The sequence below is a fragment of the Streptomyces sp. NPDC058195 genome (genome assembly GCF_042883525.1).
Lineage (GTDB): Bacteria > Actinomycetota > Actinomycetes > Streptomycetales > Streptomycetaceae > Streptomyces.
In genome coordinates this window covers 96,090-116,654 of sequence record NZ_JBHVVM010000028.1, presented here as the reverse complement: position 1 = coordinate 116,654, position 20,565 = coordinate 96,090, and the positions used below count along the sequence as shown (strand labels likewise).

Annotated in this window: 17 protein-coding genes and 5 pseudogenes; 9 read left to right on the top strand and 13 right to left on the bottom strand. The window is 68.5% G+C overall.

The window, feature by feature from the left end; all coding sequences use genetic code 11:
- The first annotated feature begins 134 nt into the window (after positions 1-134).
- Complete coding sequence (locus tag ACFVWY_RS28555; protein ID WP_389877470.1) at positions 135-1,478, top strand: LGFP repeat-containing protein; 1,344 nt, start codon at positions 135-137, stop codon at positions 1,476-1,478.
- A gap of 345 nt (positions 1,479-1,823) precedes the next feature.
- Here ACFVWY_RS28555 and ACFVWY_RS28550 read toward each other — a convergent pair whose 3' ends face one another.
- Complete coding sequence (locus tag ACFVWY_RS28550; protein ID WP_389877469.1) at positions 1,824-2,819, bottom strand: helix-turn-helix transcriptional regulator; 996 nt, start codon at positions 2,817-2,819, stop codon at positions 1,824-1,826.
- Positions 2,820-2,955: 136 nt separating this feature from the next.
- Between ACFVWY_RS28550 and ACFVWY_RS28545 the strand changes: the two genes are divergently transcribed.
- The 3 genes from ACFVWY_RS28545 (at position 2,956) to ACFVWY_RS28535 (ending at position 5,608) form a co-directional block, all read left to right on the top strand.
- A complete protein-coding gene (locus ACFVWY_RS28545) occupies positions 2,956-3,378 on the top strand; it encodes a VOC family protein (protein ID WP_389877467.1) in 423 nt (140 codons plus the stop codon).
- Positions 3,379-3,476: 98 nt separating this feature from the next.
- Entirely contained in the window at positions 3,477-4,508 is a 1,032-nt protein-coding gene (locus ACFVWY_RS28540; RefSeq protein ID WP_389877466.1) for an aldo/keto reductase, read from the top strand.
- Positions 4,509-4,513: 5 nt separating this feature from the next.
- Positions 4,514-5,608, top strand: a complete 1,095-nt coding sequence (locus tag ACFVWY_RS28535; RefSeq protein ID WP_389877464.1) for a winged helix DNA-binding domain-containing protein — start codon at positions 4,514-4,516, stop codon at positions 5,606-5,608.
- An 839-nt stretch (positions 5,609-6,447) separates the two neighbouring features.
- On the opposite strand, the gene ACFVWY_RS28530 is transcribed toward ACFVWY_RS28535, so the two are convergent.
- Positions 6,448-6,885 (bottom strand): hypothetical protein, encoded by a 438-nt coding sequence (locus ACFVWY_RS28530; protein ID WP_389877462.1) that lies wholly within the window; start codon positions 6,883-6,885, stop codon positions 6,448-6,450.
- 613 nt (positions 6,886-7,498) lie between these two features.
- Between ACFVWY_RS28530 and ACFVWY_RS28525 the strand changes: the two are divergent.
- Positions 7,499-7,777, top strand: a pseudogene (locus tag ACFVWY_RS28525) (Scr1 family TA system antitoxin-like transcriptional regulator); the annotation flags it as partial.
- A gap of 609 nt (positions 7,778-8,386) precedes the next feature.
- Here ACFVWY_RS28525 and ACFVWY_RS28520 read toward each other — a convergent pair.
- The 5 genes and pseudogenes from ACFVWY_RS28520 to ACFVWY_RS28500 all read right to left on the bottom strand — a co-directional run.
- Positions 8,387-8,596, bottom strand: coding sequence for a DUF6207 family protein (locus ACFVWY_RS28520; RefSeq protein WP_389877460.1), 210 nt, complete (start codon positions 8,594-8,596; stop codon positions 8,387-8,389).
- A gap of 377 nt (positions 8,597-8,973) precedes the next feature.
- Positions 8,974-9,416, bottom strand: a pseudogene (locus ACFVWY_RS28515) (transposase); the annotation flags it as partial.
- Positions 9,417-9,456: 40 nt separating this feature from the next.
- Positions 9,457-9,843 carry a hypothetical protein gene (locus ACFVWY_RS28510; RefSeq protein WP_389877459.1) on the bottom strand — a complete coding sequence of 129 codons (387 nt, stop codon included), beginning with the start codon at positions 9,841-9,843 and terminating at the stop codon, positions 9,457-9,459.
- Between the two features lie 186 nt (positions 9,844-10,029).
- Positions 10,030-10,302 (bottom strand): hypothetical protein, encoded by a 273-nt coding sequence (locus ACFVWY_RS28505; protein WP_389877458.1) that lies wholly within the window; start codon positions 10,300-10,302, stop codon positions 10,030-10,032.
- 460 nt (positions 10,303-10,762) lie between these two features.
- A pseudogene (locus ACFVWY_RS28500) lies at positions 10,763-11,112 on the bottom strand (transposase); the annotation flags it as partial.
- Between the two features lie 138 nt (positions 11,113-11,250).
- Between ACFVWY_RS28500 and ACFVWY_RS28495 the strand changes: the two are divergent.
- On the top strand, positions 11,251-11,685 hold the full coding sequence (locus tag ACFVWY_RS28495) for an ATP-binding protein (RefSeq protein ID WP_389877456.1): 435 nt from the start codon (positions 11,251-11,253) through the stop codon (positions 11,683-11,685).
- A 323-nt stretch (positions 11,686-12,008) separates the two neighbouring features.
- A complete protein-coding gene (locus tag ACFVWY_RS28490; RefSeq protein WP_389877473.1) occupies positions 12,009-12,869 on the top strand; it encodes a phosphotransferase in 861 nt (286 codons plus the stop codon).
- A gap of 444 nt (positions 12,870-13,313) precedes the next feature.
- Here ACFVWY_RS28490 and ACFVWY_RS28485 read toward each other — a convergent pair.
- Positions 13,314-13,579, bottom strand: a pseudogene (locus ACFVWY_RS28485) (Tn3 family transposase).
- Positions 13,580-13,817: 238 nt separating this feature from the next.
- Here ACFVWY_RS28485 and ACFVWY_RS28480 point away from each other — a divergent pair.
- The gene (locus ACFVWY_RS28480; protein ID WP_389877455.1) at positions 13,818-14,387 is read left to right on the top strand and encodes a TIGR03086 family metal-binding protein; all 570 of its coding nucleotides are present in this window, start codon (positions 13,818-13,820) and stop codon (positions 14,385-14,387) included.
- A gap of 1,275 nt (positions 14,388-15,662) precedes the next feature.
- Here ACFVWY_RS28480 and ACFVWY_RS28475 read toward each other — a convergent pair.
- The 5 genes and pseudogenes from ACFVWY_RS28475 to ACFVWY_RS28455 all read right to left on the bottom strand — a co-directional run bounded on the left by ACFVWY_RS28475 (position 15,663) and on the right by ACFVWY_RS28455 (position 19,947).
- Positions 15,663-16,400, bottom strand: coding sequence for a DUF1963 domain-containing protein (locus ACFVWY_RS28475; RefSeq protein WP_389877454.1), 738 nt, complete (start codon positions 16,398-16,400; stop codon positions 15,663-15,665).
- Positions 16,401-16,732: 332 nt separating this feature from the next.
- Positions 16,733-16,891, bottom strand: a complete 159-nt coding sequence (locus ACFVWY_RS28470) for a hypothetical protein (RefSeq protein ID WP_389877452.1) — start codon at positions 16,889-16,891, stop codon at positions 16,733-16,735.
- 484 nt (positions 16,892-17,375) lie between these two features.
- A pseudogene (locus tag ACFVWY_RS28465) lies at positions 17,376-19,304 on the bottom strand (HAD-IC family P-type ATPase); the annotation flags it as partial.
- 36 nt (positions 19,305-19,340) lie between these two features.
- On the bottom strand, positions 19,341-19,589 hold the full coding sequence (locus ACFVWY_RS28460) for a hypothetical protein (protein ID WP_389877450.1): 249 nt from the start codon (positions 19,587-19,589) through the stop codon (positions 19,341-19,343).
- A complete protein-coding gene (locus tag ACFVWY_RS28455; protein WP_389877448.1) occupies positions 19,582-19,947 on the bottom strand; it encodes an ArsR/SmtB family transcription factor in 366 nt (121 codons plus the stop codon). The genes ACFVWY_RS28460 and ACFVWY_RS28455 overlap by 8 nt, the downstream gene beginning before the upstream one ends.
- Before the next feature lie 180 nt (positions 19,948-20,127).
- Here ACFVWY_RS28455 and ACFVWY_RS28450 point away from each other — a divergent pair, with 180 nt between their 5' ends.
- Positions 20,128-20,541 carry a roadblock/LC7 domain-containing protein gene (locus ACFVWY_RS28450; protein ID WP_389877446.1) on the top strand — a complete coding sequence of 138 codons (414 nt, stop codon included), beginning with the start codon at positions 20,128-20,130 and terminating at the stop codon, positions 20,539-20,541.
- Positions 20,542-20,565: the final 24 nt, after the last annotated feature.

Here is a 20,565-nt window from a genome sequence, read left to right as displayed (position 1 = left end):
CATCAGGCACAAGATCAGCAGACACCCAGCAGATCCTGCCGACACAACACTCAACTGCCAAGCCAACACACCGATCTCATTCTGAAATGATCAGTTATTGTCTGGATTACCTACAGGCGTAGAGACTGTTCGCCATGATCAGAGCAAGAGCATCCCAGCTCCTCGCCCTCACGGCCTCAACTGCCCTGCTTCTGCTGGGCGTTCAGGCTACTCCCGCATCGGCTCAGGTCTTCTGCGACGAGGGCTACTCGGTCGACGGGGCCATCTGGACCGAATACACGCAGACACCGGGCGTACAAGCCTCCCTGGGCTGTCCGAAGTCCGACGAAATACCGGTCCCCAAGGACGGGGGAGCCCGCCAGGTCTTCGAGCACGGCTCGATCTACTGGAGCCCCAACAGTGGGGCCCATGCGATCTGGGGCCTCATCGGCGACAAGTGGGGACAGCTCGGCTGGGAAGGCGGCAGTCTCGGTTACCCCACCAGCGACGAAATCCAGCTCTCTGACGGCAAGGGTGTACGCCAGGTCTTCCAGGGCGGTTCGGTCTATTGGTCCCCCGACACCGGTGCACACCCTGTCTGGGGGCACATCGGCGAACGCTGGGGAATGGCCCAGTGGGAGACCGGCCGCTACGGCTATCCCATCAGCGACGAAGTCCAGGTTCCGGGCGTCAAGGGCGTCAGCCAGATGTTCGAGCACGGCCCCATCGCATGGTCTCCCGAGGAGACTCCCAACCCGCAGTACGCACAGGCACGCGACCTGTACCTGACCCCCAACAGCAGTACGCGTGACGGAGGTCTGCAAGAGGCCGCGCATCTGCTGCCTCTCGGGGGAGACCGGGGGATCGTCGTCGTACGGGGCTACATCGCCACCGACAACAACCCAGTGAACGACATCATCGGCAACAACCGTCAGTGGAGCACCGACCCGGCCGCCGAATCCAAGGTGACCGTCGCGTGGGACACCGAAATGGGCCGCGTCGGCGTCTACGTCGAACACTCCTGCGTCCATGACCCCAGCTCCACGCTGAACGGATGCCGTGACGCCAAGCCCCTCGTCCGCACCTCGCATGCCGAAGTCGTCCAGGATGACCCGATCCCCCAGAATGAATACTGGGTCGAGCCCACCACCGGCGGGGGCATCAAGGTATCGATCTCGGCGGTCAACTCCTTCGTAGGCATCCCGGGCTACCAGTTCGGAGACCTCGGCCGGATCAACGCGACTCTGTACCTGACGCCGCACGGGTACGACGACAAGAACAAGTCCTTCACCGGCTTCGACATCACGACGACGAAGGACAAGTTCCCGTCGTGGGAAATCCTGCGCTACACCCGTCTCCTCGACAGCGCCAGCGCCCCGCAGGCCAAATGGCAGGGCTCCGTCTGGCAGACCCGCGTCAGCGACCTGTCAGCCCCCCAGCACACCTGTACCCGGAACGACCCGGATTCCCAGAACGCCACCATGGCGTGCACCGGCTGAGCCTGTAGCGGCACCACGAAGCCCCTCGTCAGCCTCCGGGCCGGCGAGGGGTTTTCGTCATCAAGATTCACCCCCGAGCAAGGGGCGTCTTCGTATTTCACCGCGCGTGTGGTCGCCGGGCGCGTATCGGCTCCAGGTGCCGCTGGCTTCGGTGACCGGGCAGGTGGTGGCCTTGTCGTGGTGGCTGCCGAAGCAGCTCCGTTCGCACGAGGACGTCCTCACGCAACGGCTCCGCTGGCGTCGAAGGGCCAACCCTTCGGAGACGAGCACCTCGACGCGCGTGCTGAGGCCGGAAGGCGCCACGGGACGCATTGACGCATTCGGAACCTGAGATGGTCCGTCCCGTCACCCGTTGGGTGCGTCCAGCCAGCCAGGCTCGGTGGTCGTGGCGGCGCCGTAGCGGCGGGCCAGTGCGGCGCAGGCTTCGTGGAGGGCTGGCGGGCCGATGACGTGCAGGTCCGCGTCGAATCGGCCAAGGCTGGCAGCAAGGGCGGTCCAGGACCAGGATCCTGTGATGACGCGGCATCGTGTGGGCCCGAGCGGTTCCACGACGCCGTCGGCGGTGTGGGGTACGACTTCCGAGGCGGGGAGATCCAGGATGGCCTCGCCTTGGCAGGGCCAAGCAGCTCCGGTCTTGCCGGAGCCCCGGAACCGGCTGGTGACGAACGCGGAGACGTCCCCGCCGGGCAGCTGACGTACGGTGAAGCGCGGACCGGTCGGCGTGCGTGGGGTCATGCGGTCGGTGCGGAAGGCACGCCAGTCATCGCGGTCGAGGTCCCAGGCCAGCAGGTACCAGTGGGTGCGCCACGCCACGAGGTGGTGGGGCTCCACACAGCGTCGCTGTGGTGCGGCCTCCTGGTGTGGGGCGTAGTCCAGGTGCAGCACTTCGCGGCGCTGGATCGCGGTGCTCACGGTGGTGAGCAGATCCAGGTCCTGGGCCGGTGGGGTGCCGGGATCAGGCGGGCGCACGGTGGTGACGTGGAGCGCGTCTATGCGCTGCCGCAGGCGCGGAGGGAGGACGTTCCGGATCGTCGCGAGCGCCCGGTCGGCGTCCTCCGCGATCGCGGGGTGGGCGGTGCTCTGCAGCGCGACGGCCAAAGCGATGACCTGAGCGTCATCGAAGAGCAGCGGTGGCATCTGCGATCCGGGACGCAGACGGTATCCGCCGCCCGGGCCCTTGTCCGTGGCGACCGGGTAGCCCAGCGCGCGAAGGCGGTCGATGTCACGGCGCACGGTGCGCACGGTGACCCGCAGTCGCTCGGCCAGGTCGCCTCCGCTCCACTCCGGTCGTGCCTGGAGCAAGGAGAGCAGGGCCAGGAGCCGCGAGGACGTTTTCTGCATGCCTCCATCATGCGGCAAGTACAGGACACAACCTGTCCTGTACAGGTGCCATGCTCCCTCACGGATTCCAGAGAAGGGCATGCCGCCCGTCAATCGCATGTGCCTCATCCGGCGCATTTCAAGGTAGGAGCAGACCATGTCCGTCACCACCACCACGCATGTGAACTTCCGCGGCTCGGCCCGTGAGGCGCTGGACTTCTACCAATCCGTCTTCGGCGGGCACACCGTCGCGGTGACCTACAAGGACGCCGGCAACGTTCAGAACGAGAAAGAGGCGGACTGGGTGATGTGGGGCCAGGTCATCGCCGACAACGGCTTCCACGTCATGGCCTACGACGTGCCCTCGACGATGCCGTACGAGCAGGGCGCCAACCCGTTCTTCGTGTCCGTGCGCAGCGAGGACACCGACGAGATCAGCACCCTGTGGCGGCGACTGGCCGACGGCTCGAACGTGCTGCGCCCACTGGAGCCCGCGGCATGGGCCCCGCTGTACGGGATGCTGACCGACCGCTTCGGCGTGACCTGGGTCCTGGACGTCACCGCCCCCTACAACGGCTGACCCACCCCGGGGCGGGCACCCCGCAGCGGTTGCCCGCCCCGCTCATCTCGCCATCAGCACGCCGACGGCAGTCGGCCCACATGGAAACAGACCTTGTCATGCGCATGCGTCAGCTCGGCCGGACCGGCATCGAAGTCAGCACCTACTGCCTGGGCACCATGATGTTCGGCCCGAACGGCAACCCGGAACACGACGCATGCACACGCATCGTGCACCGGGCCCTGGACGGAGGCACCAACGTCATTGACACGGCCGATGTCTACGGACACAGCGAGACCGAGCACATCCTCGGCCGCGACCTCAAGGGCCGCCGCGAGGACGTGGTTCTGGCGACCAAGTTCAACGGCCCCATGGGCGAGGGCCCCCTTCGCGGCGGCAGCTCACGCCGCTGGGTCATGAAAGCGGCCGAGGGCTCACTACGCCGCCTGAACACCGACTACATCGACCTCTGCCAGATCCACCACCCCGACCCTCACACCGACATCGAAGAGAAGCTGTCCGCCCTCACCGATCTGGTCCGATCCGGCAAGGTACGCGCAATCGGCTCCACCAACCTCCCCGCGAGCGACATCGTGCAGGCTCACCGGGTCAGTGAACGCCGGGGCCTGCACCGGCTGCGCACCGAGCAGCCCGCCTACTCCATCCTCAACCGGGCGATCGAGCGCGAGATCCTCCCCGTCGCCCAGCGCTTCGGCATGGGCGTGCTCGTGTGGAGCCTGCTGGCCATGGGCTTCCTCACCGGCCGCTACGGCGCGAACGACGCCCCGAGCAGCGATCCCCGCATGCACTGGGCCCCCGGGCACATGACCGACCCCCACAAGCTCGACGCCGTCGAGCAGCTGATCCCGCTCGCCGAACAGGCCGGACTGCCACTCACTCACCTGGCCATGGCCTTCGCCACTGCCCACCCAGACGTCACCTCGGCCGTCATCGGCCCCCGCACCCTCGACCAGCTCGATGACCTGCTGGCAGGCGCCGCAACCGTGCTCGACGACGCCGTCCCGGACCGGATCGACGACATCGTTCCGCCGGGCACCGGCATCGGCCCGCTCGACGTGGCCTACCAGCACCCCTCCCTTACCTGCATCGGCCAGCGGCGTCGCCTCAGCTCCGAGCGTGCGGCAGCCTGAGACCCATGAGTGTCCTGACCCAGCGCCACCTCAACCGGGCCACCCTCGCCCGCCAGTACCTCCTTGAGCGCGAGGAATGCACCGCCCTCAATGCCGTGTCCCACCTGGCCGGACTGCAGGCCCAAGCCCCGCAGGAACCGTTCACCGGCCTGTGGTCGCGCGTCAGGGCGTTCACCCCAGCCGACCTCGACAACCTGGTCATAGGCCGCCAGGTTGTGCGCACCCACCTCATGCGCCGCACCGTCCACCTCGTCACCGCCACCGACGCGCTCGCCTGGCGCGCCCGCCACGACGCCATGCTGCGGCAACGCGTCCTGTCCACCTACCGCAGCGAACTCAACGGCATCGACCTGGACGAACTGAGCACAGCGGGCCGGGCCGTGATGGCCGACCACCAGCCACGCGCCATGGGCGAACTCGTCGGCGCACTCCGCGACCGCTGGCCCACGCCGCCCAGCCGGGTGCTGGGCGAACTTCTCGTCGCCGCGCTCATCCCCATGGTCCAACTGCCCCCCAGAGGACTGTGGAAGAGGACCTCAGGCGTCCATAACCTCCCCCTGTCGACCTGGCTGCACCAGCCCATCCCCCAGCTGCCCGCGGACCCGGACGATCCGATCGGACAGCGACTCGTCCGGCGCTACCTCGCCGCCTACGGCCCCGCCACCACCGCGGACATCCGCGCCTGGAGCGGCCTGGCCGGACTGCCTGCCGCGGTCAAAGCCCTTCGCGGCGACCTCATCACCTACCGCGACGAACGCGGCCGTCTGCTCCTCGACCTGCCCGACGCGCCCCGCCCACACCCCGACACCCCCGCGCCCGTCCGCTTCCTGCCCGCCTTCGACAACGCGATCCTCGGCTACCAGGATCGCAGCCGCATCATCGACGACCCGCACCTCGGCCTCTCCGTCGCCGGACAACGCGCCGTCCTCATCGACGGCCGCGTTGCCGCCACCTGGACCACCGGCGAACGCCGCCTCACGATCAGCCCCCTGCGCAGCCTCACCCGGACCGAAGTACGAGAACTGGAGGCGGAGGGCCAGAACCTGGCCACCTTCATGGACCAGGGCATCGGCACGGTCCATATCGCCGAATCCACCTGAACAGGAGCTCGGTTCTGCGATGCCTCGTGGCCGGGAGGGAGGCAGGGTGGCCAGCTGTTCTGCAGTCCTGTTTCCGTTCTGCAGTCCTGTTTCCGGGCGGCATGTCTCGCACGGCTCGATGTCCGGCTCGGCGAGCGCGATGAGTGCCTTCTCCCGCCCGAGGAACCCGACCCCGCTTTTGAACAGCGTGCCCCCCGCGGTGCGGCATCGCGGGCTGACCCGCCCGCTGAGGCTGCAGCATCCACGACATCTCAGCCCGCGCCCGCTCCCGTCGCCCTTCCTGCTCCTCCGCCTGTTCGAGCTCGCGCATCCGGGTCCGGACCTGCCCCAGCTGGTATGCCAGCCATTCCTCCAGCACTCGGTTCTTGTCCAGAGCGGACACGCTCTCCGGCCCGAACACGGCTATGCCTCGCCGTCGCCGGTTTCATGGACGTGCATGAACTGCACGCGAGCCTCCACTACGCCCCCGTTGAGCGAGGCCCAGTACGGGTGGGTAATGATCTCGGTGCTCAGCCGGAGCAGGCCCTTCTGGAAAGCCGCGACCTTGGCCTTCTGCTCATCGGCGTACCCAGGGCTGTCGGCCTTCCCGGACCGGTATCCGGAGTGCAGCAGCTACGTAATGTGTCGGAGCGCACTATCTGGCACCTGATCACGACGCCTGTCACCGGTGATGACGGTGTCGCCGTTCGGGAGCTGGGCAGTGAGTTGGAACCAGTGCGGTCGGCGCCGACGAGGCTCACTTCCATGTCTGAGCCAGCCCCTGACTCTCGCACGTAGTCACCACATCAGAGGGGCATTCGGCGCCAGCGCATCCCAGGGGCACGGGGACTCCGCCGCCGTCAGGACGCGGCCGCGCGCGCCGCCTCCAGCTCGGCGACCAGCCGCACGACCCGTCTGTTCCGGGACCGGCCGAAGCTGTGACCCGACACCATGTGCAGCTGGTCCGTCCCGCCGGAGGCCAGCACCAGCTCCGGGACGTCGGACGAGTAGACCGTGCTCGGCAGGACGGCTACCCGAACCTCCCGGATGTCCGACCATGCGTAGGAGCGCGCGTTGAGCAGCCCGGAGTACCGCAGCCCGTCCGGCCCGTACCGGACGCCGAACACCGGGGCGCGGAACGTCAGCACCACACCCGGAAGGCCCAGGACGACGGCCGGGAGCAGGCCGACCACATTCCTCGCGCCCATCGCGCCCATCGCGATTACGACGGCGAGCGGAAGGCATACGCAGCCCGTCAGGAAATAACTGAGCGACCAGAGGCTTCGCCTCTTCCGCATGCCCACCCCTCCCGGTTCCGTGCCCCGCGGCGGTGTCGGCGGCCCGGTGCCACGTCATCGCCCGCGGACGAGCTTACGAGCGGGGGGACACGCCGCCAGGCGCAGGGGCCGACGAGGTTTGCCGCGCCCGGCCTCGCCGCCGGTCGAGGAGTGGGACCGGCCGGAGCGTCCCGGCCGTGGCCGGGCGGCGGGTCCGGTAGCCGGAGCCGGATCTGCTGGACGGTGGTGAGCCAGCGCGTCCACGGGATGGCGTAGGTGGGCCCGCGGAGCGTCTCCTCGGTCCCGTCGGCGAGGCCGCCCCGGCCGTTGTAGCCCTGGCCGTCGTGGTCCAGGCCGTCGTCGTCGCCGGGATCGAGCGAGGCCATTGCGGTCTCGACGGCGTCGGCGAGCGGGCCGGTGGTCCAGGAGCCGCTCCCGCGCCCGCTCTGGTGTGGGACGAGCGCCACGGGTGCCGCGCTGCCCCCTCCCGCCGCCACCCCTCGCCCGGGGCGCGGGCCTCCCGTCCGAGGGCGACGGTGTTCGCTACCTCACCACCGACACCACACCTCCGCCCGAAAACCTGATTACCACCCTCACGAACCCCGGTGAATGAATCAGGAGGCACGATATGCATGCTTCCCCCGACCCGATGCGCGGGCAGCTCCGCCGCCTCCTGGCCGTGATGTCGCTCGCCTGCGTCTCCTTCGGGGTCATTCCGTTCACCGAGCAGCGCACCGTCTGGCCGCTGGAGGCGTTCTACGTCCACGACGACACCAAGGCCGTCGTGGAGACGCTGACGGCGGAGATCAAGGTGACACAGCCACGCGAAGTCGCCGACTACGCCCAGGCGTTCGTCGGCCTCGCGGACATGGCCGTGTACGGTGACGCGGCCAGCGCCCTCATCCTGGCCGCGTCACCGCCCTGGAGTGAACCTCCCGCCATGACCCGCAGTCTCATTCAGGTCGGAGCAGGAGCCTCCGTAGCGTCGAACGACACCGGCATACCCAGTACGCGGAGGCGGTGCCCACGAGCGCACCCACATCCACCGGTCCCAACCGGACGGCTCCGTCCCCCAGCCGCCCGCCTGCCACACCGTGCTCCACGACCCCACGACCCCACGACCCCACGGCCTCATCGAGGCCCACCGCCCCCTTGACCGCGCCCCGAATGAGGCACTCGTCGCCGCTGTCCTCGCCTGGACCAACCCGTCCCTCGAACCCCGCGACTACGCCCAGATCGCCCTCCAGCCCACCGGCCACGCCCGCGCCGTAGCCGCCGGCATCCGCCACACCACCGCCACCCTCCCCACGGGCGACGCCCGTGGCGCCCTCGCCGACGTCCTCCACGAAGCCGAAAACCGCCTGGACGCGCCGATCAAGGGAACCGCCCGCCGCGCTCAGGACCGTGCCCGCCTCGTCCAGGCGCTCTACACGCGCCTGGACCGGCTGGAGGCCGCCGCCCGTCCCGGAGAAGGTCGCACCGAGCGGCGGCTGAGCCTGCGGCCGGGCTTCCCGGGCCGCGGCTACTGCCGTCCCGGGTGCAGGATGTCGGCGTACACCCGGGCCCGGACCCCTGGCGCACCAGGCGCCCGGTGCGCCAAGCTGATGCCCGAGGTCGCCCACCGTTCCTCCAGCGCGGCCATGACCGCACGGACGGTTTCCTCGTCCCCGCCGGTGATGTCCAGCACCACCAGGACGGTTTCCGCGATGTGCTGCTCGTCGATCGGCTTCATGACCACCGAGACGGCGATGGGTTCGGGAGCGGGTCGCCGACGGGTCCGGTTCCACTCGCACGAGTGGAACCGGACCTGACTGCAGGCGTCGTCTGGCTGGACGTTCTCGTACTGCCAGAAACAGGACGCGTGCAGGGCGGGGTAGCACCCGGGAGGTGCCCCGGGGACGGTTAGCAGGCAGGGGCGCGGTGAGCGAGCGTCCGCCCGCTCACCGCCCACGCCGCTCACCTTGGCGATCGCATTGAAGGCCTGCCGACGCGTACCCGGAGGTGGTCGAGACGGCGCATGCGGACTTCGCTGCCCTCCAGCAGCGCGACCACAGCCCCATGTAGTTACTCGGCGCTACACACCACCTGGCGGTAGCCATACGAGAACAGGGCCATCACGGCGGTGAACCGGGTGCAGTCGTTGATATTGCCGTCTGTGACGACGAAGGCCAGCGGACGGCCCCGTCCATCGCAGGCCAGGCGAATCTTGCTGGTCAGACCACCTTTGGACCGGACCAGGGCCGGGTCGCGGAGCCCCCTTTTCCGGGCCCCGGCCGCATGCTGGTGAGCCCAGACGGCCGTGGAGTCCGGTCGAACGTTCCGTCCGCCGCCCACCTACGAAAACGCGTATGCAACGTGGCTCATGGGCCATACCGTCCGGGTACATCCCGCCAGGCCGTCACTGTCTGGAGCCTCCACACGATCCCGTTCAGGACCCTGCGATCGTCCAGCCGCTTCCGCCCCCGCAACGACACAGGCAGCAACGGCCGGACAAACTCCCACTCGACGTCGGACAGTTCATGGCGACGTATTACGACACCATGATCCACCAGCCGTGATTAGTTGAAGAAGCCGCCTGGTGCGTAGGCAGCATCACTCCGGGCAGAGGGTCTTGCGAAGCGCGGCATTCAGCGCCTTGCCCTGCGCGTCCGTCAACGGGCGGGTGTCGTTCCCGAACCGCTGCGCCGCCAGCCAATCGATCTTGTCGTTCGGCTTCGCGAGGCTGCTGCACTGGTTGCGTCCGGCGTCGATGGCCTTCTCTTCATCGGCGATGATCTGCGGGTCGACGGCGGCAATCGCGTCCAGGTACGCATCGCGGGCGTTTCCGGTCGGAGCGGGCGGGATACCCGCGGCCTTCTCGGCGGCGGCGTGACCGGCGGTCTTCGCTTCTGGCGCGGGCTTTGTGACGTCCTCCTCCGCCGAGCAGGCAGTCAGGGCGAGCAGCGCGGCAGCGGCGAGCAGGATGCGGGTGGGTCTCACGGTGGCACTCTCCGTACGTAGGTCTCTGCTCTGTGGGACGGGCGAGGTGCCAGGAGGGTTGTGGCAGTCTCCCGCGCGTGGCACGGGGTTTGTGGGAAATGCGAAGACCCGCCAAAAAGGTGGGACGGGCCCAGGTCTGTTCTGGTATGCCGGCCATGGGGTCGGTATGCGGCATGCCTCGTGGGTTCAGTCCTGCTGCTCCAACTTGTCCGCGAAGGCCCGGAGAGCATCGGCCAGCTCCTTCTTGGTAGGCAGCTCATCCATCTTCTTCTCCAGGCCGTCGATGCGTTCCGCCAGGTCGTCCAGGTTCGCCGGATCCGTGGGGTGAGATGTAGGCCCGACCGTAGGAGAGGGAGACTCGGTACCGCCCGAGCCTCCCGCATCCGCGCCACTAGAGCTGCTGCCGTCGGTGCCGCCTGAACCACTGGCGGAGCCACTGTCTCCGCCGCCGCTGTCCACGCCGCCTACGGCACTACTGCTTCCCGTATCGGAGGTCTCTACGGACACCGGAGTCGGGCCGGACGAGCCACTGTCCTGGTCGACTGCTGCAATCGCTCCACCCACGCCAAGTACCACCGCGGCAGCCGCAGCGGCCAGCGTCACTACCATTCGTCGCGTCCGGATCTTCCCTATGTGTGTCATATGGCGGACACTAACCGCTGATCACGGCGGAGGGTTTCCTTCCGCTGACTCGGTGCCACACGGGCTCCTCGTCCAGGGTGGGCTCCTGTGTCGCCCGTGCTGTGACTGCCCGGACTGCAGAGATTTGTCGTCGTGTCCGAGGCGCTCGGCGTACTCGTCGGCCTGGTAACCGAGCCGGAGCTGAGCGGAATCGACCTCGCACGCCAGGCCCTGATCGCGGCCCGGGAAGCAGCGAAGAAGAACAGCGCCACCAGCACACGCGAGTCGACTCGTACGTGCCCCGGTCGACAGGATTCGGACCTGTCAGATCCCTCTTTTCAGGGCCCGCACGTTCACCGAGTCGATCGCGTACCTCGACCAGTCCAGCCTGCCGCGGGATCTGGGCTCGTCGAGGACCAGACGGTGCAGCCTGGCCCGGACCCGCGCCTTCGTCCACTCAGTGAATCTGCGGTGGGCTGTCGCACCTGACGGACCGAACGCCGCCGTGGGCAACTGCTGCCACGTGCAGCCCGACGTCGCCACGAACACGATCGCCGCCAGGACCTCCCGATCACCGTGACGACGCCGACCACCACCCTGCGGCCGCGACGGCGCCTCAGGCACCAGCCGCTCAGCAACCCCCACCATGACCAGCAGCCTCCCCAGCCAATTGAGATGACTCTACGTCCGGGCCCACGAACAAGGCGCAGGAGCACGATTGCCCGCGCGGCGCACGCTGTACCTGATTCCGCGGGGGCTACGGACCGAGGGGTGGTGAGGGTCGGCATGGCCGTAGTGCAGCCCAGCCACACAGGACACCCCGGCTGCAACGTCGTCCTGCCCCGCGACCTGAGGACAGCAGCCGAAGCCCGGTTCATGGCAGGCGCGGCCCTGTCCGCCTGGGGACTCGAAGCAGAGTCGGGCCGGGCCCGGGCCGTCGTCTCCAAGCTCGTCACCAACGCCGTCAAGCACGCATACGGCCCGATGGTGCGCGTCATCGTCGAACGCCCCGCGTATGACCGGGTATATCTCAGCGTCGCCGACCGCGCCCCGAACGACCTTCCCCGGCGACAGGAGCCAGCCGCCAGAGCCTTGGAGGGCTGGGGGCTTGTGGTGGCGGACGCGCTCGCAGACCGGGTGGGGGTGCGACCGGCTCGGACCCGCGGCACATCGTCGGAGCGAATCCATGTGGGCGGAACTGATGCGAAGCCGGAGGAATGAGCAGACGGCGACCAGACAGCGGCGAAGCGGCTGCCGGTACCAGCCCGCGGCAGGAGCCGCTGGGCTCGCGCGACCAGGAATCCGGCGGAAGGGGCCCAGCCCAGCCGACGGCCAGGTCAGCCGGGAAGCGGGCGTGGCGTTCGCCCGCCCGGCCGGCGCCGCGGGTGCTGGGATGGGACGGGTGTGCCGGAGCGCGATAGATGTCATCTGAGCGTGACGCCTACAAGTCCAGCGCTGCAGGTGTGCCGAACCACGATAGTTGGCACCTGGCCACATTGGTTGGTATCACCCTTGCTCATCCATGCCAAGATTCGAGGGTGGATATGACCGACGTCACGCGTGCGATCGCGGCTGCGACTTCGGTCGCCGCATCGCTCGACTTGCCAGCCAACGATGCAACCGTTCTCCACAACTCGAACAAGCTGGCACTGCGGCTGACGCCATGCGACGTCTTTGCACGGGTCGCCCCTGTCGGACAAGAGGTTGCACAGTTCGAAGTCGATCTCGCTCAGCGGCTCACCGAGGTCGGATGCCCGGTGTGTCCCTTGGAGCCTCGGGCGGACCCGCGTATGCACACGCGCGATGGCTTCGCAGTGACGCTGTGGACCTACTACGAGCCTGTGACACCTCACACCTCACCAGTCGACTACGCCAAGGCGCTGGAGCAGCTGCACGCCGGTATGCGCGAAGTCGATGTGCCGAGCCCGAGGTTCACGGACCGGATCACGGAGGCGGAAGAAGTTGTCGCCGACCCGGATCGCTCGCCGGAGCTCACCGATGAGGACCGCGCGTTCCTCGGCGGCAGGCTGGCAAGCCTGCGACGAGCGATCTACGACCGCGGCGCCGTGGAGCAGCTGCTCCACGGCGAGCCGCACCCAGGCAATGTGCTCAGCACGAGGAACGGCCCGTTGTTCATCGACCTTGAGACGTGCTGCCGTGGACCCGTCGAGTTCGATCTCGCCCATGTTCCCGAGGCGGTCTGCGAGCACTACCCAGGCGTTGACCAAGCGCTGCTGGACGAGTGTCGGCAGCTCGTTATCGCGATGGTCGCCGCGTGGCGTTGGGAGCTTGGCGACCAGTTTCCGAGTGGGAGGCGATTCGGAGAGGAATTCCTGCGCTTGCTGCGCCAGGGTCCGCCTTGGCCGACACTCGACACAGTGACCAGGCGACTGGATGGTCCGTAGAAATCGCCGAAGGTCACGTCAAAGCGGCAAGGAACCAAGCGACGAGACTGGCCTCCGAGCCGTGTGCCCGGCGGCCATAGACGTCCGCGTCGATGGCCACGGACCGGTGACCCGTGCGGCGTTTCACGACGTTGCGCGGGTCCGAGCAGCGTCGGCGCCGTCCGGCGGGGTTCGGGAGCCGGGCGCGCCGCCCGCGGCGAGGTTGAGACAGGCGTCCCTACCGAGGTCCACCGCCCCGTACGGGCGGACGTGGGACCAGAACAACGGTGTCAGGCCGCGCCGGTCGGCGGGCGAGGAGGTTGGCCCACTCGGGTTCGCCGAGGACGTCCTGACGTCCTGGAGCATCAGGGTGTTCACGTACCAGGGCGGACTGGAGGATCCGCAGGCACAGCACGAACATGTCCTGCTCGTCGCGCCGGTAGAGGCGATCTCGCCACCTTTTCCTTACGCGATCACGGAGCTGGCGCCGTTGGAGGACACCATTACGTTCAGGTCCTCCTCGATCTCCCGCTGGAGGTCCCGTAGCTGCAGGTAGCGGGCCACGAAGATGGTCTCCTGGGCGCGGCCGACCTCCAGCATGGCCGCGCAGGCGGGGAGGCGTTGTGAGTGAAGCGGCGCAGGATCGCATCGGTTGAGGCGGTGCGGGTGCGGATCGCGGTGGCGTACTTGATCATCTGGTCGTACTGCTGGGCGATGAGTTCCCAGCGCATCGGGAGGGTCAGTGCCGGGGTCAGCTGCGGGTAGACGTCCGGTTCGCCGGCCTTCGGCAGGTGCGCTCGGAAGTGCGGTCGGTTCGTCGGCGCTGAGTTCAGTGAGCGGAGCAGGTATCTGCGAGAGCTGCTCCTCATCGACGCTGAGTGATCGCGCGGTCGCCCGATTCGGCAGGGCTTCTTCGCGCCGGTGCAGATCCCTCGGGCAGCCTGACAGCTGAGGCCGTAGTCTCCCTGGATGACTGCTGTTTCTGTCGAAGATCTCGCACGCGCATGCAAATCTGTCGGCGACCTGCTCGCCGAGGTCCGCCCCGAGCAGTGGAAGGAGCCGACGCCGTGCACTGAATGGAACGTGCGCGAGGTGGTGGCCCACCTGGTCGGCATGGACCTGGTGTTCGCAGCCATGGTGGAGGGTGGTCCGATGCCCGAACGCGGAGTAGACCGCCTCGGTGACGACCCGGTCGGCGCCTACCGGTCCTCCAGCGCTTCGCTGCTGGCCGCTTTCTCCGGTCCTGGAGTGCTTGAGCGGAGTTATAGCGGCCCCTTGGGGAGTGCCACGGGCGCCGAGCGCTTGCAGATCCGTCTGTACGATCTGCTCGCTCATGGATGGGACCTTGCTCAGGCCACCGGAATCCCTGCCCGGCTGCCCGAGGACCTTGCCGAGCAGGCTCTGGCGTTCGCTCGGGATCAGCTCTCCACTCAGTCCCGAACGGCACGATTCGCTGAGCCGCGGCCGGTCGAGGAGACCGCTCCGGCCGTTGATCGCCTTGCCGCGTTTCTTGGCCGGCCCGTCCCACCGCAGTTGTGAGACCGATCGAGTGCAACTATCCGCCCCGAAGCCACGCACCGGAGGCGAAGCCGCGTCCGCTCGATCGTGCCCGGGTGACATTTCAACGTCACCATGAGGGTGCACACCGCTCATCTGACCGTGGGCCGACGGCCAGGTTGGCCACGGCGCCGCCGAAGGATCCCGAGTGATGTCCTGGCCCGGCCGTCCCTCGCCGAGTCGGACTGCTACCCCATCCGGACACGGTCGGGGTGCGTCAGCTCGCAAGGATGGCCCGCTTGAGTTTCTCGACGATGACCATGGTGTCCCCGTCCGTGCCGGTGCGCGCGGTTACGTTCTTGAAGGCCAACGGAACCGTGCTCATCGGTGAGATTGATCATGAAGCGGGCTGAGCTGCCGCGCCCTCGGCAGCGCCGAACCGTTGAGCAGCGCATGGGAGCCGTGTACGACGCTCACGTCCTGAAGGTCCTGGCCGGGCCGCCCCGGCGACCACAAGGCCCGGCGCAGGTTCTCGTCCTTCCGACCGGCCTCTCGTCAAGGGAACCCTTGGCTGCCGTGACGTCGACCCGGTTCAGCGACGAGGCGATGTTCGCCACGGAGACGGCCAGAGAAGGGGGCTGCGGGGGCTCCGCAGCGGTTGGCTGCCGGAACCTGCGCGATCCTACAGGTGCCGGACTTTCTCCAGGGCGGCTTGAGTGACCTTGCCGCCCATGTCGAGCGGCCGATTTCGAGCCCTACGGCGAAGAGCGGCTCGACCCGCCGATTCTGAAGTTCGGCCCCGCGGTTTACGACTACTACACCCGGGGCCAACTCTCGGACGCCTACTGGCAGAAGGCGGAGCAGGCCCGGAATGCCGCTCTCGGCATCTACGGCTGCACTGTCCCGGCAGCAGTGGTCATGCGTCAGCTGGGCACCGGACTCGGAATCCGTGCGCGCCGCGCGACGATCCGGGGGCTCCACCCAGGCCGGGACAGGCAGCAGCGGACGGACCACCGCCCATTCCGCATCACTCATGTCGGAGTCGTAGTACCTTGCACGGTCTGGGTGATCGGCGGCATTACCGAACCGGTGAGCGAGACATTCACAACCCGGTGCACCGGAAGTAGACACGGCAGGTACGGACACGACACAGTCGCACATCAGGGCCTTTTGTGCTCGGTTGACTTCGACTATCGCCGAGATGTTCAAGAGGCCCTTCCGCTACGCTCCGGCATCCGTTGATCACCTGAAGGAGAACTGCCGGGACGGCAGTTCGGCCGGACCTCGCGCCATCTGGGAATACCTTCTGAGACCGCGTCAGCCGCCTATGTCGTAGCAGGCCCGTGCCCGGGTGAAACGGCCAGCGGCCAGGTCGTCCCGGCGAATCACCCAGTGGACCCTGCCCAGAAGATCACCGTCGTCCGCCCCGATCTCCGCGAGCAGCACCCAGTCGTCCGGGCCGTGGTCGTAGTCCGTGACGGGATCGTTGTTCCAGACCCAGGGGTAGCCGCCTATCTGCACCGAACCGCCCGTCTGTACATCGTCGGAGGTTTCCCACCACACCTCGCCCAGCTCCTCACCGTGCGGGAACTCCTCGGTGTAGTCGCCGTGGTTGGGCAGCGAGGGATCGATCGCCAGATAGAGATCACGGGCCGAGTGGACCTGCGGCGGCCACTCATCGCCCGGACCGCGTCTGGAGACTGGCCTGCCAGCCGGAACATAGACGAGCCGGGACCAGTCGGGTCGTGTCCACGGGGTAGATTCAGATGTGTCCGCGAAGAAGAGCAGCGTGCCGTCCCTCGGCAACGGGAGGTCCGTCGCGCCCGGTGGGATGGCCGCGAGGTCGACCGAGGCGAGGAACGGCAAGTCCGGCACGGACTCGTCCTCGGGCATCGGCGGCAGCCCGCCGAGCTGTCCGACCACCGGGCCGTCGGCCGGCTCCCCTGCGCCCAGCATCGCGCACGGACGGACTGTTGTATCGAGCCACCGCTCGACCTCGTCCTGGGGTATGCCCTGGTCGCGGGCCAGGTCGCGGAACGGATCCATCGATCTCATATGCACAGAATATCCAGGGGCGATCATGGTCCGCCTACCAGGCGGCCGCACCGATCAATCCGAGTGGTCTCCGTTGCCACCCAGGTGCGCAACCATGCGCCACAGATGTGGCCGGCAAGACAGTCACACGTCGGTGCACCGGAAGTGGACGAGGAAGGTGCGGAGCGACACAGCGGGATATCAGGGCCTCTTATCCTCGGCCGCCTTGACATCACCGAGATGTTCAAGAGGCCCTGATGCTATGCACGGCCGAGCCCCGATCGCCCGAACGAGACATGCTTGGAAGACAGTTCGAGCAAGCCCCCCTTGCCTTCCGGTTTGGGAATGGCTTCTCAGCCTTGCCCCGCAGAAACAGCAGGGAGCGTGTGGAAGCGCAGGCCCCGTACCAGCTCTTTCTCACCGGGATCCAGCCAGTTGTCCAGCGGCAGTTCCAGGCGGGTGGCGAGCGCATCAAGTCCGCTGTAATCATGGTCGAGCTCAGCCGAACCCAACGCCTCGACCGCATTCTCGACCTCCGGGTACGGAATGGGCAGGGCGCCCCACCGAGGCCTGCTGCTGCCGTTGAAGCCGCCCCGAAACCCGTCGTACCAGATCCGATCAACGGCATCGACATACAGGGCCGGCAGTTCAACCGGCTGGCTCGTCGAAGCCGCGGCATCGACGTACCCGTCGCGGTCGAGCTTGACCGAGGCGTACCAACGGTTCGGCCGAACGTGGATTCTCCGGCAACGCCAGTCGTTGGGTGAGCATCAAGAGAGATGGTTCACCTGCTCATCGGTTTCCCCGATCCGTCGTTTCTCCCGGTCCCGCATCACGGCTGCTACCCGTCCACGAGCTGCGAGACAGGGCGACGCTCACGCACCTGGCGCCCAACGGAGCCCACGCAGCCCCGTCCCCGATCCCCAACAGGAACGTGCGCTCTCCGGCCACGGGGCACATCCCAAGCGCCGCCCTCGCACCCCGCCGACAACTCTCTGGCGAAGACAAGGCGAAGGCGAGCTGTGCCATGCCGAAGCACAGGTTCTGCACCAGCACCTGCGCCGGAAGCATCGGCAGGAACGGCCGCATCAGCCCCGCCGCCAGCATCGCGATGACATTGCCCAGGTTTGAGGAGAGCGTGATGCGCAGATACGTCGTGATGTTCCCGCTGGAGTGCCGCCCCGCGCTGATCGCGTTGCCGATCGCCGCGAGGCTCTTCTCGACCAGCACCACATCCGCGGTCTCCCGTGCTACGTCGACCGCGTCGCGCGGGCAGACGGCGGCCTCCGCGGCGTGCATCGCGGGCAGGTGGTTACGCCGTCGCCGAGGAAGCCGGTGGTGTGCCCGGCACTGCGCAGCGCGGAGACGACGTGCGCCTTGTGCTCAGGAGTGCACCGGGCGAAAACCATGGCGCGATCAGCGGCCTCGGCGACCTCCGCGTCCGTCAGCGCGTCGAGCCGCTCCGTCGGCACGACCTTGTGCGGATCGAGACCCAGGTCCCGGTCGGCACGCGTCACGTTCCCCGGATCGCCGCCGGTCAGTACCTTGACGGCGCCCCCCGGCGCCGCAGCGCGACGAACCCGAGGAATATCAGCCCCCGTGCGTCGGACGGGGTGTACCCGCGCGGCCGGGCGGACCGGTCGGTCCGTGCCACGGCGAGCAGCCGCAGACCGCTCGCGGCATCCGCCGCGGCGAGGGCACTGAGCCGGATCCGCCCGGAGTCCTCCAGCGTGCGCCGTTCGAGCACCGCCACGACCGACCCCTTGGTCACGAGGGTGTGCACGCCCAGCCCGCCGGGAGGGCGGACGACGGCGGTGGCGAGGCGGCGTACCGGATCGAAAGGCAGCGCGGCGACGCCCGCGTACGCGGACCAGGCGTCGTCCCGCCCCTCGGCAGCGTCCAGCACCGCCTCGTCGAGAGCGTCGGGCACGGGCAGATCGGCGAGCTGCGGGGTCCACAGCGCGTTGACCGCGGCCCAGTGCGGCACCTCGGGGGCTTCCCGGCCCGACACGTCCCGCGCGTGCTCGACGACCGGGCGGTCCTGGGCGGGCGTTCCGGTCTTGTCCACGCACAGCACATCGACGGCGCGGAGATCGTGCAGTGCGGGCAGCGTTTTACGATGCCCCGGTGATCCCTGGCGAGCAGCGAAGCACCCCTGGCCAGCGCCGCTGTGACGATCACGGGCAGCATCTCCGGCGTCAGCCCCACAGCCACCGCGACGGCGAACGGCAACGTCTCCAGGCCCCGGCCGCGCAGCGCCGCGTTGGCCATGAGGACCAGCGGCGGGGCGAGCAGCATGAAGCGGATCAGCGTCCATGAGATCCCGTGCACCGACCGGTCGAAGGCACTGGCCTCGCGGCGGCGGGCCGAACCGTCGTACGCGGCGGCGAACCAGGTGTCCGCACCCGTCGCCGACACGATCGTGGTAGCGCTTCCGGATGCCGCACTGCTGCCCTGGAAGCACAGTTCCGGCCGGGCGAACAGCCCCTCCGGGCGGTCATGCGTGGCTTCGGCGGCGCGCGGCCGCGAATGGCGTGTCGACGGGATGCCTGGCGGCCGGAATCGATTCACCGGTGAGCGCCGACTGGTGAACCGTCAGTCCGCTAGCAACCGCAGCTGCCGCACATCAGCGGGTACGAGGTCCCCGGCGGCATGCCGGGTCACATCGCCCGGGACCAGCTCCGCGACCGGCAGTTCGCGGGCCTGTGGCGCGGCGTCCGGGCCGGTCCGGCGTAGCACGGTCGGGGTGGTCGCCACCAGTGCCCGCAGCGCCGCCGTCGACCGGTCGGCCCGGTGCTCTTCCGCCGAGCGCAACAGGCAGCTGACAACCACGAGGGCCAGTGTCGCGCATGTCGTGCCCCATGAGGCCACCGCCGCCGAGACAAGGCCCAGGCACAGCAGCACCGAGGTGAAGGGGGCACGCAGGCTCCGCGCGAAGCGCCGGGGCCAGGAGACCGGACGTCAGGCGGGCAGGACGTTCTCGTCGCAGCGCGCGAGCCGGTCACCGGCCTGCTCTTCCAGCAGCCCGCGCGGCCCGCTGTCCAGCGAGCGCAGAACCTGGAGAGCAGTGGGTGCGGCTCGCGTCGTTGCTTCCGGCCGGTCAGCCGCGGCGCCCACGTCGGCCTGCGCACCTGACAGCGGCAGGACGACGGCGGACGGTGCGTCGGGGTCGGTGCTGCCGGGGCCTGCGGCGGTACTGCTCTCAGGCACCGAGCCCACGGAGCCGCGAGGGCTGCGTGGGGGCGTGCCCGGCGCGCTCGGCGAGCTGGCCGACCATCAGCCGGACGACGGTCACCACATCGGGGTCGTCGACCAGATACACCTGACGGCGGCCCTCGCGCCGGGACCTGACGAGACCTGCCAGTTTCAGTTTGGTCAGGTGCTGGCTCACCGACGGGAGTGTGCCGCCCACCCGGTCCGCGAGACCGGTCACATCGCTCTCGCCCTGGGCCAGCGCCCAGACGATGTGCAGCCGTGCGGGCGTCGCCAGCAGGCCGAAGGCCGCGGCGGCTTCCGCCAGCACCTCCGCGGGCGGATCCTGGAAACCGCCGTCGGCAGCCGTCGACACTCTTCGTTCTCCCTGTACACGTCCGCGTGGCCTGGTCGATCGAGTCATCCGAGCCCGAAGCGTCCAGTGTAGGCGTCGGACCAAGCCACATGAGAGAGGAGTGCTTGCCCCTGCGTGACCGGTGCGCAAGGCTTGTACCAACGGGGCACGGGGAACGTATGAGCGGGGAGGAGCGAGGAAATGGCGCTGGACAGGGGACTCGACTGGCTCCTTGACGATCTCACGAGCCGGGTCGAGTACATACGGCACGGGCTGGTGCTGTCGAACGACGGACTTGTCACAGGGGCGAGTGCGGGTCTGGCCCGCGAGGATGCCGAGCATCTGGCCGCCGTCTCGTCCGGTCTGTACAGCCTGGCGCGGGGAGCGGGACGCCACTTCCGGGCGGGAAAGCCCCGCCAGACCATGGTGGAGTTCGACGACGCGATGCTTTTTGTGACGGCGGCGGGTGACGGCAGCTGTCTGTGCGTGCTGAGCGACGCCGAGGCCGACGTCGGCCAGGTCGCGTACGAGATGACGCTGCTCGTCAACAGGGTCGGCGAGCATCTGGGCGTGGCCGCCCGCCAGTCAGCGGACGAGGAAGCCGACCGCGCCTGACCGGTCCGGGCGGATTCCGGCCGG

Coding starts and splice junctions, on each gene's coding strand:
- ACFVWY_RS28555 (WP_389877470.1), top strand. CDS start 135: ATGATCAGAGCAAGAGCATCCCAGCTCCTCGCCCTCACGGCCTCAACT.
- ACFVWY_RS28550 (WP_389877469.1), bottom strand. CDS start 2,819: ATGCAGAAAACGTCCTCGCGGCTCCTGGCCCTGCTCTCCTTGCTCCAG.
- ACFVWY_RS28545 (WP_389877467.1), top strand. CDS start 2,956: ATGTCCGTCACCACCACCACGCATGTGAACTTCCGCGGCTCGGCCCGT.
- ACFVWY_RS28540 (WP_389877466.1), top strand. CDS start 3,477: ATGCGCATGCGTCAGCTCGGCCGGACCGGCATCGAAGTCAGCACCTAC.
- ACFVWY_RS28535 (WP_389877464.1), top strand. CDS start 4,514: ATGAGTGTCCTGACCCAGCGCCACCTCAACCGGGCCACCCTCGCCCGC.
- ACFVWY_RS28530 (WP_389877462.1), bottom strand. CDS start 6,885: ATGCGGAAGAGGCGAAGCCTCTGGTCGCTCAGTTATTTCCTGACGGGC.
- ACFVWY_RS28520 (WP_389877460.1), bottom strand. CDS start 8,596: ATGAAGCCGATCGACGAGCAGCACATCGCGGAAACCGTCCTGGTGGTG.
- ACFVWY_RS28495 (WP_389877456.1), top strand. CDS start 11,251: ATGGCCGTAGTGCAGCCCAGCCACACAGGACACCCCGGCTGCAACGTC.
- ACFVWY_RS28490 (WP_389877473.1), top strand. CDS start 12,009: ATGACCGACGTCACGCGTGCGATCGCGGCTGCGACTTCGGTCGCCGCA.
- ACFVWY_RS28480 (WP_389877455.1), top strand. CDS start 13,818: ATGACTGCTGTTTCTGTCGAAGATCTCGCACGCGCATGCAAATCTGTC.
- ACFVWY_RS28475 (WP_389877454.1), bottom strand. CDS start 16,400: ATGAGATCGATGGATCCGTTCCGCGACCTGGCCCGCGACCAGGGCATA.
- ACFVWY_RS28450 (WP_389877446.1), top strand. CDS start 20,128: ATGGCGCTGGACAGGGGACTCGACTGGCTCCTTGACGATCTCACGAGC.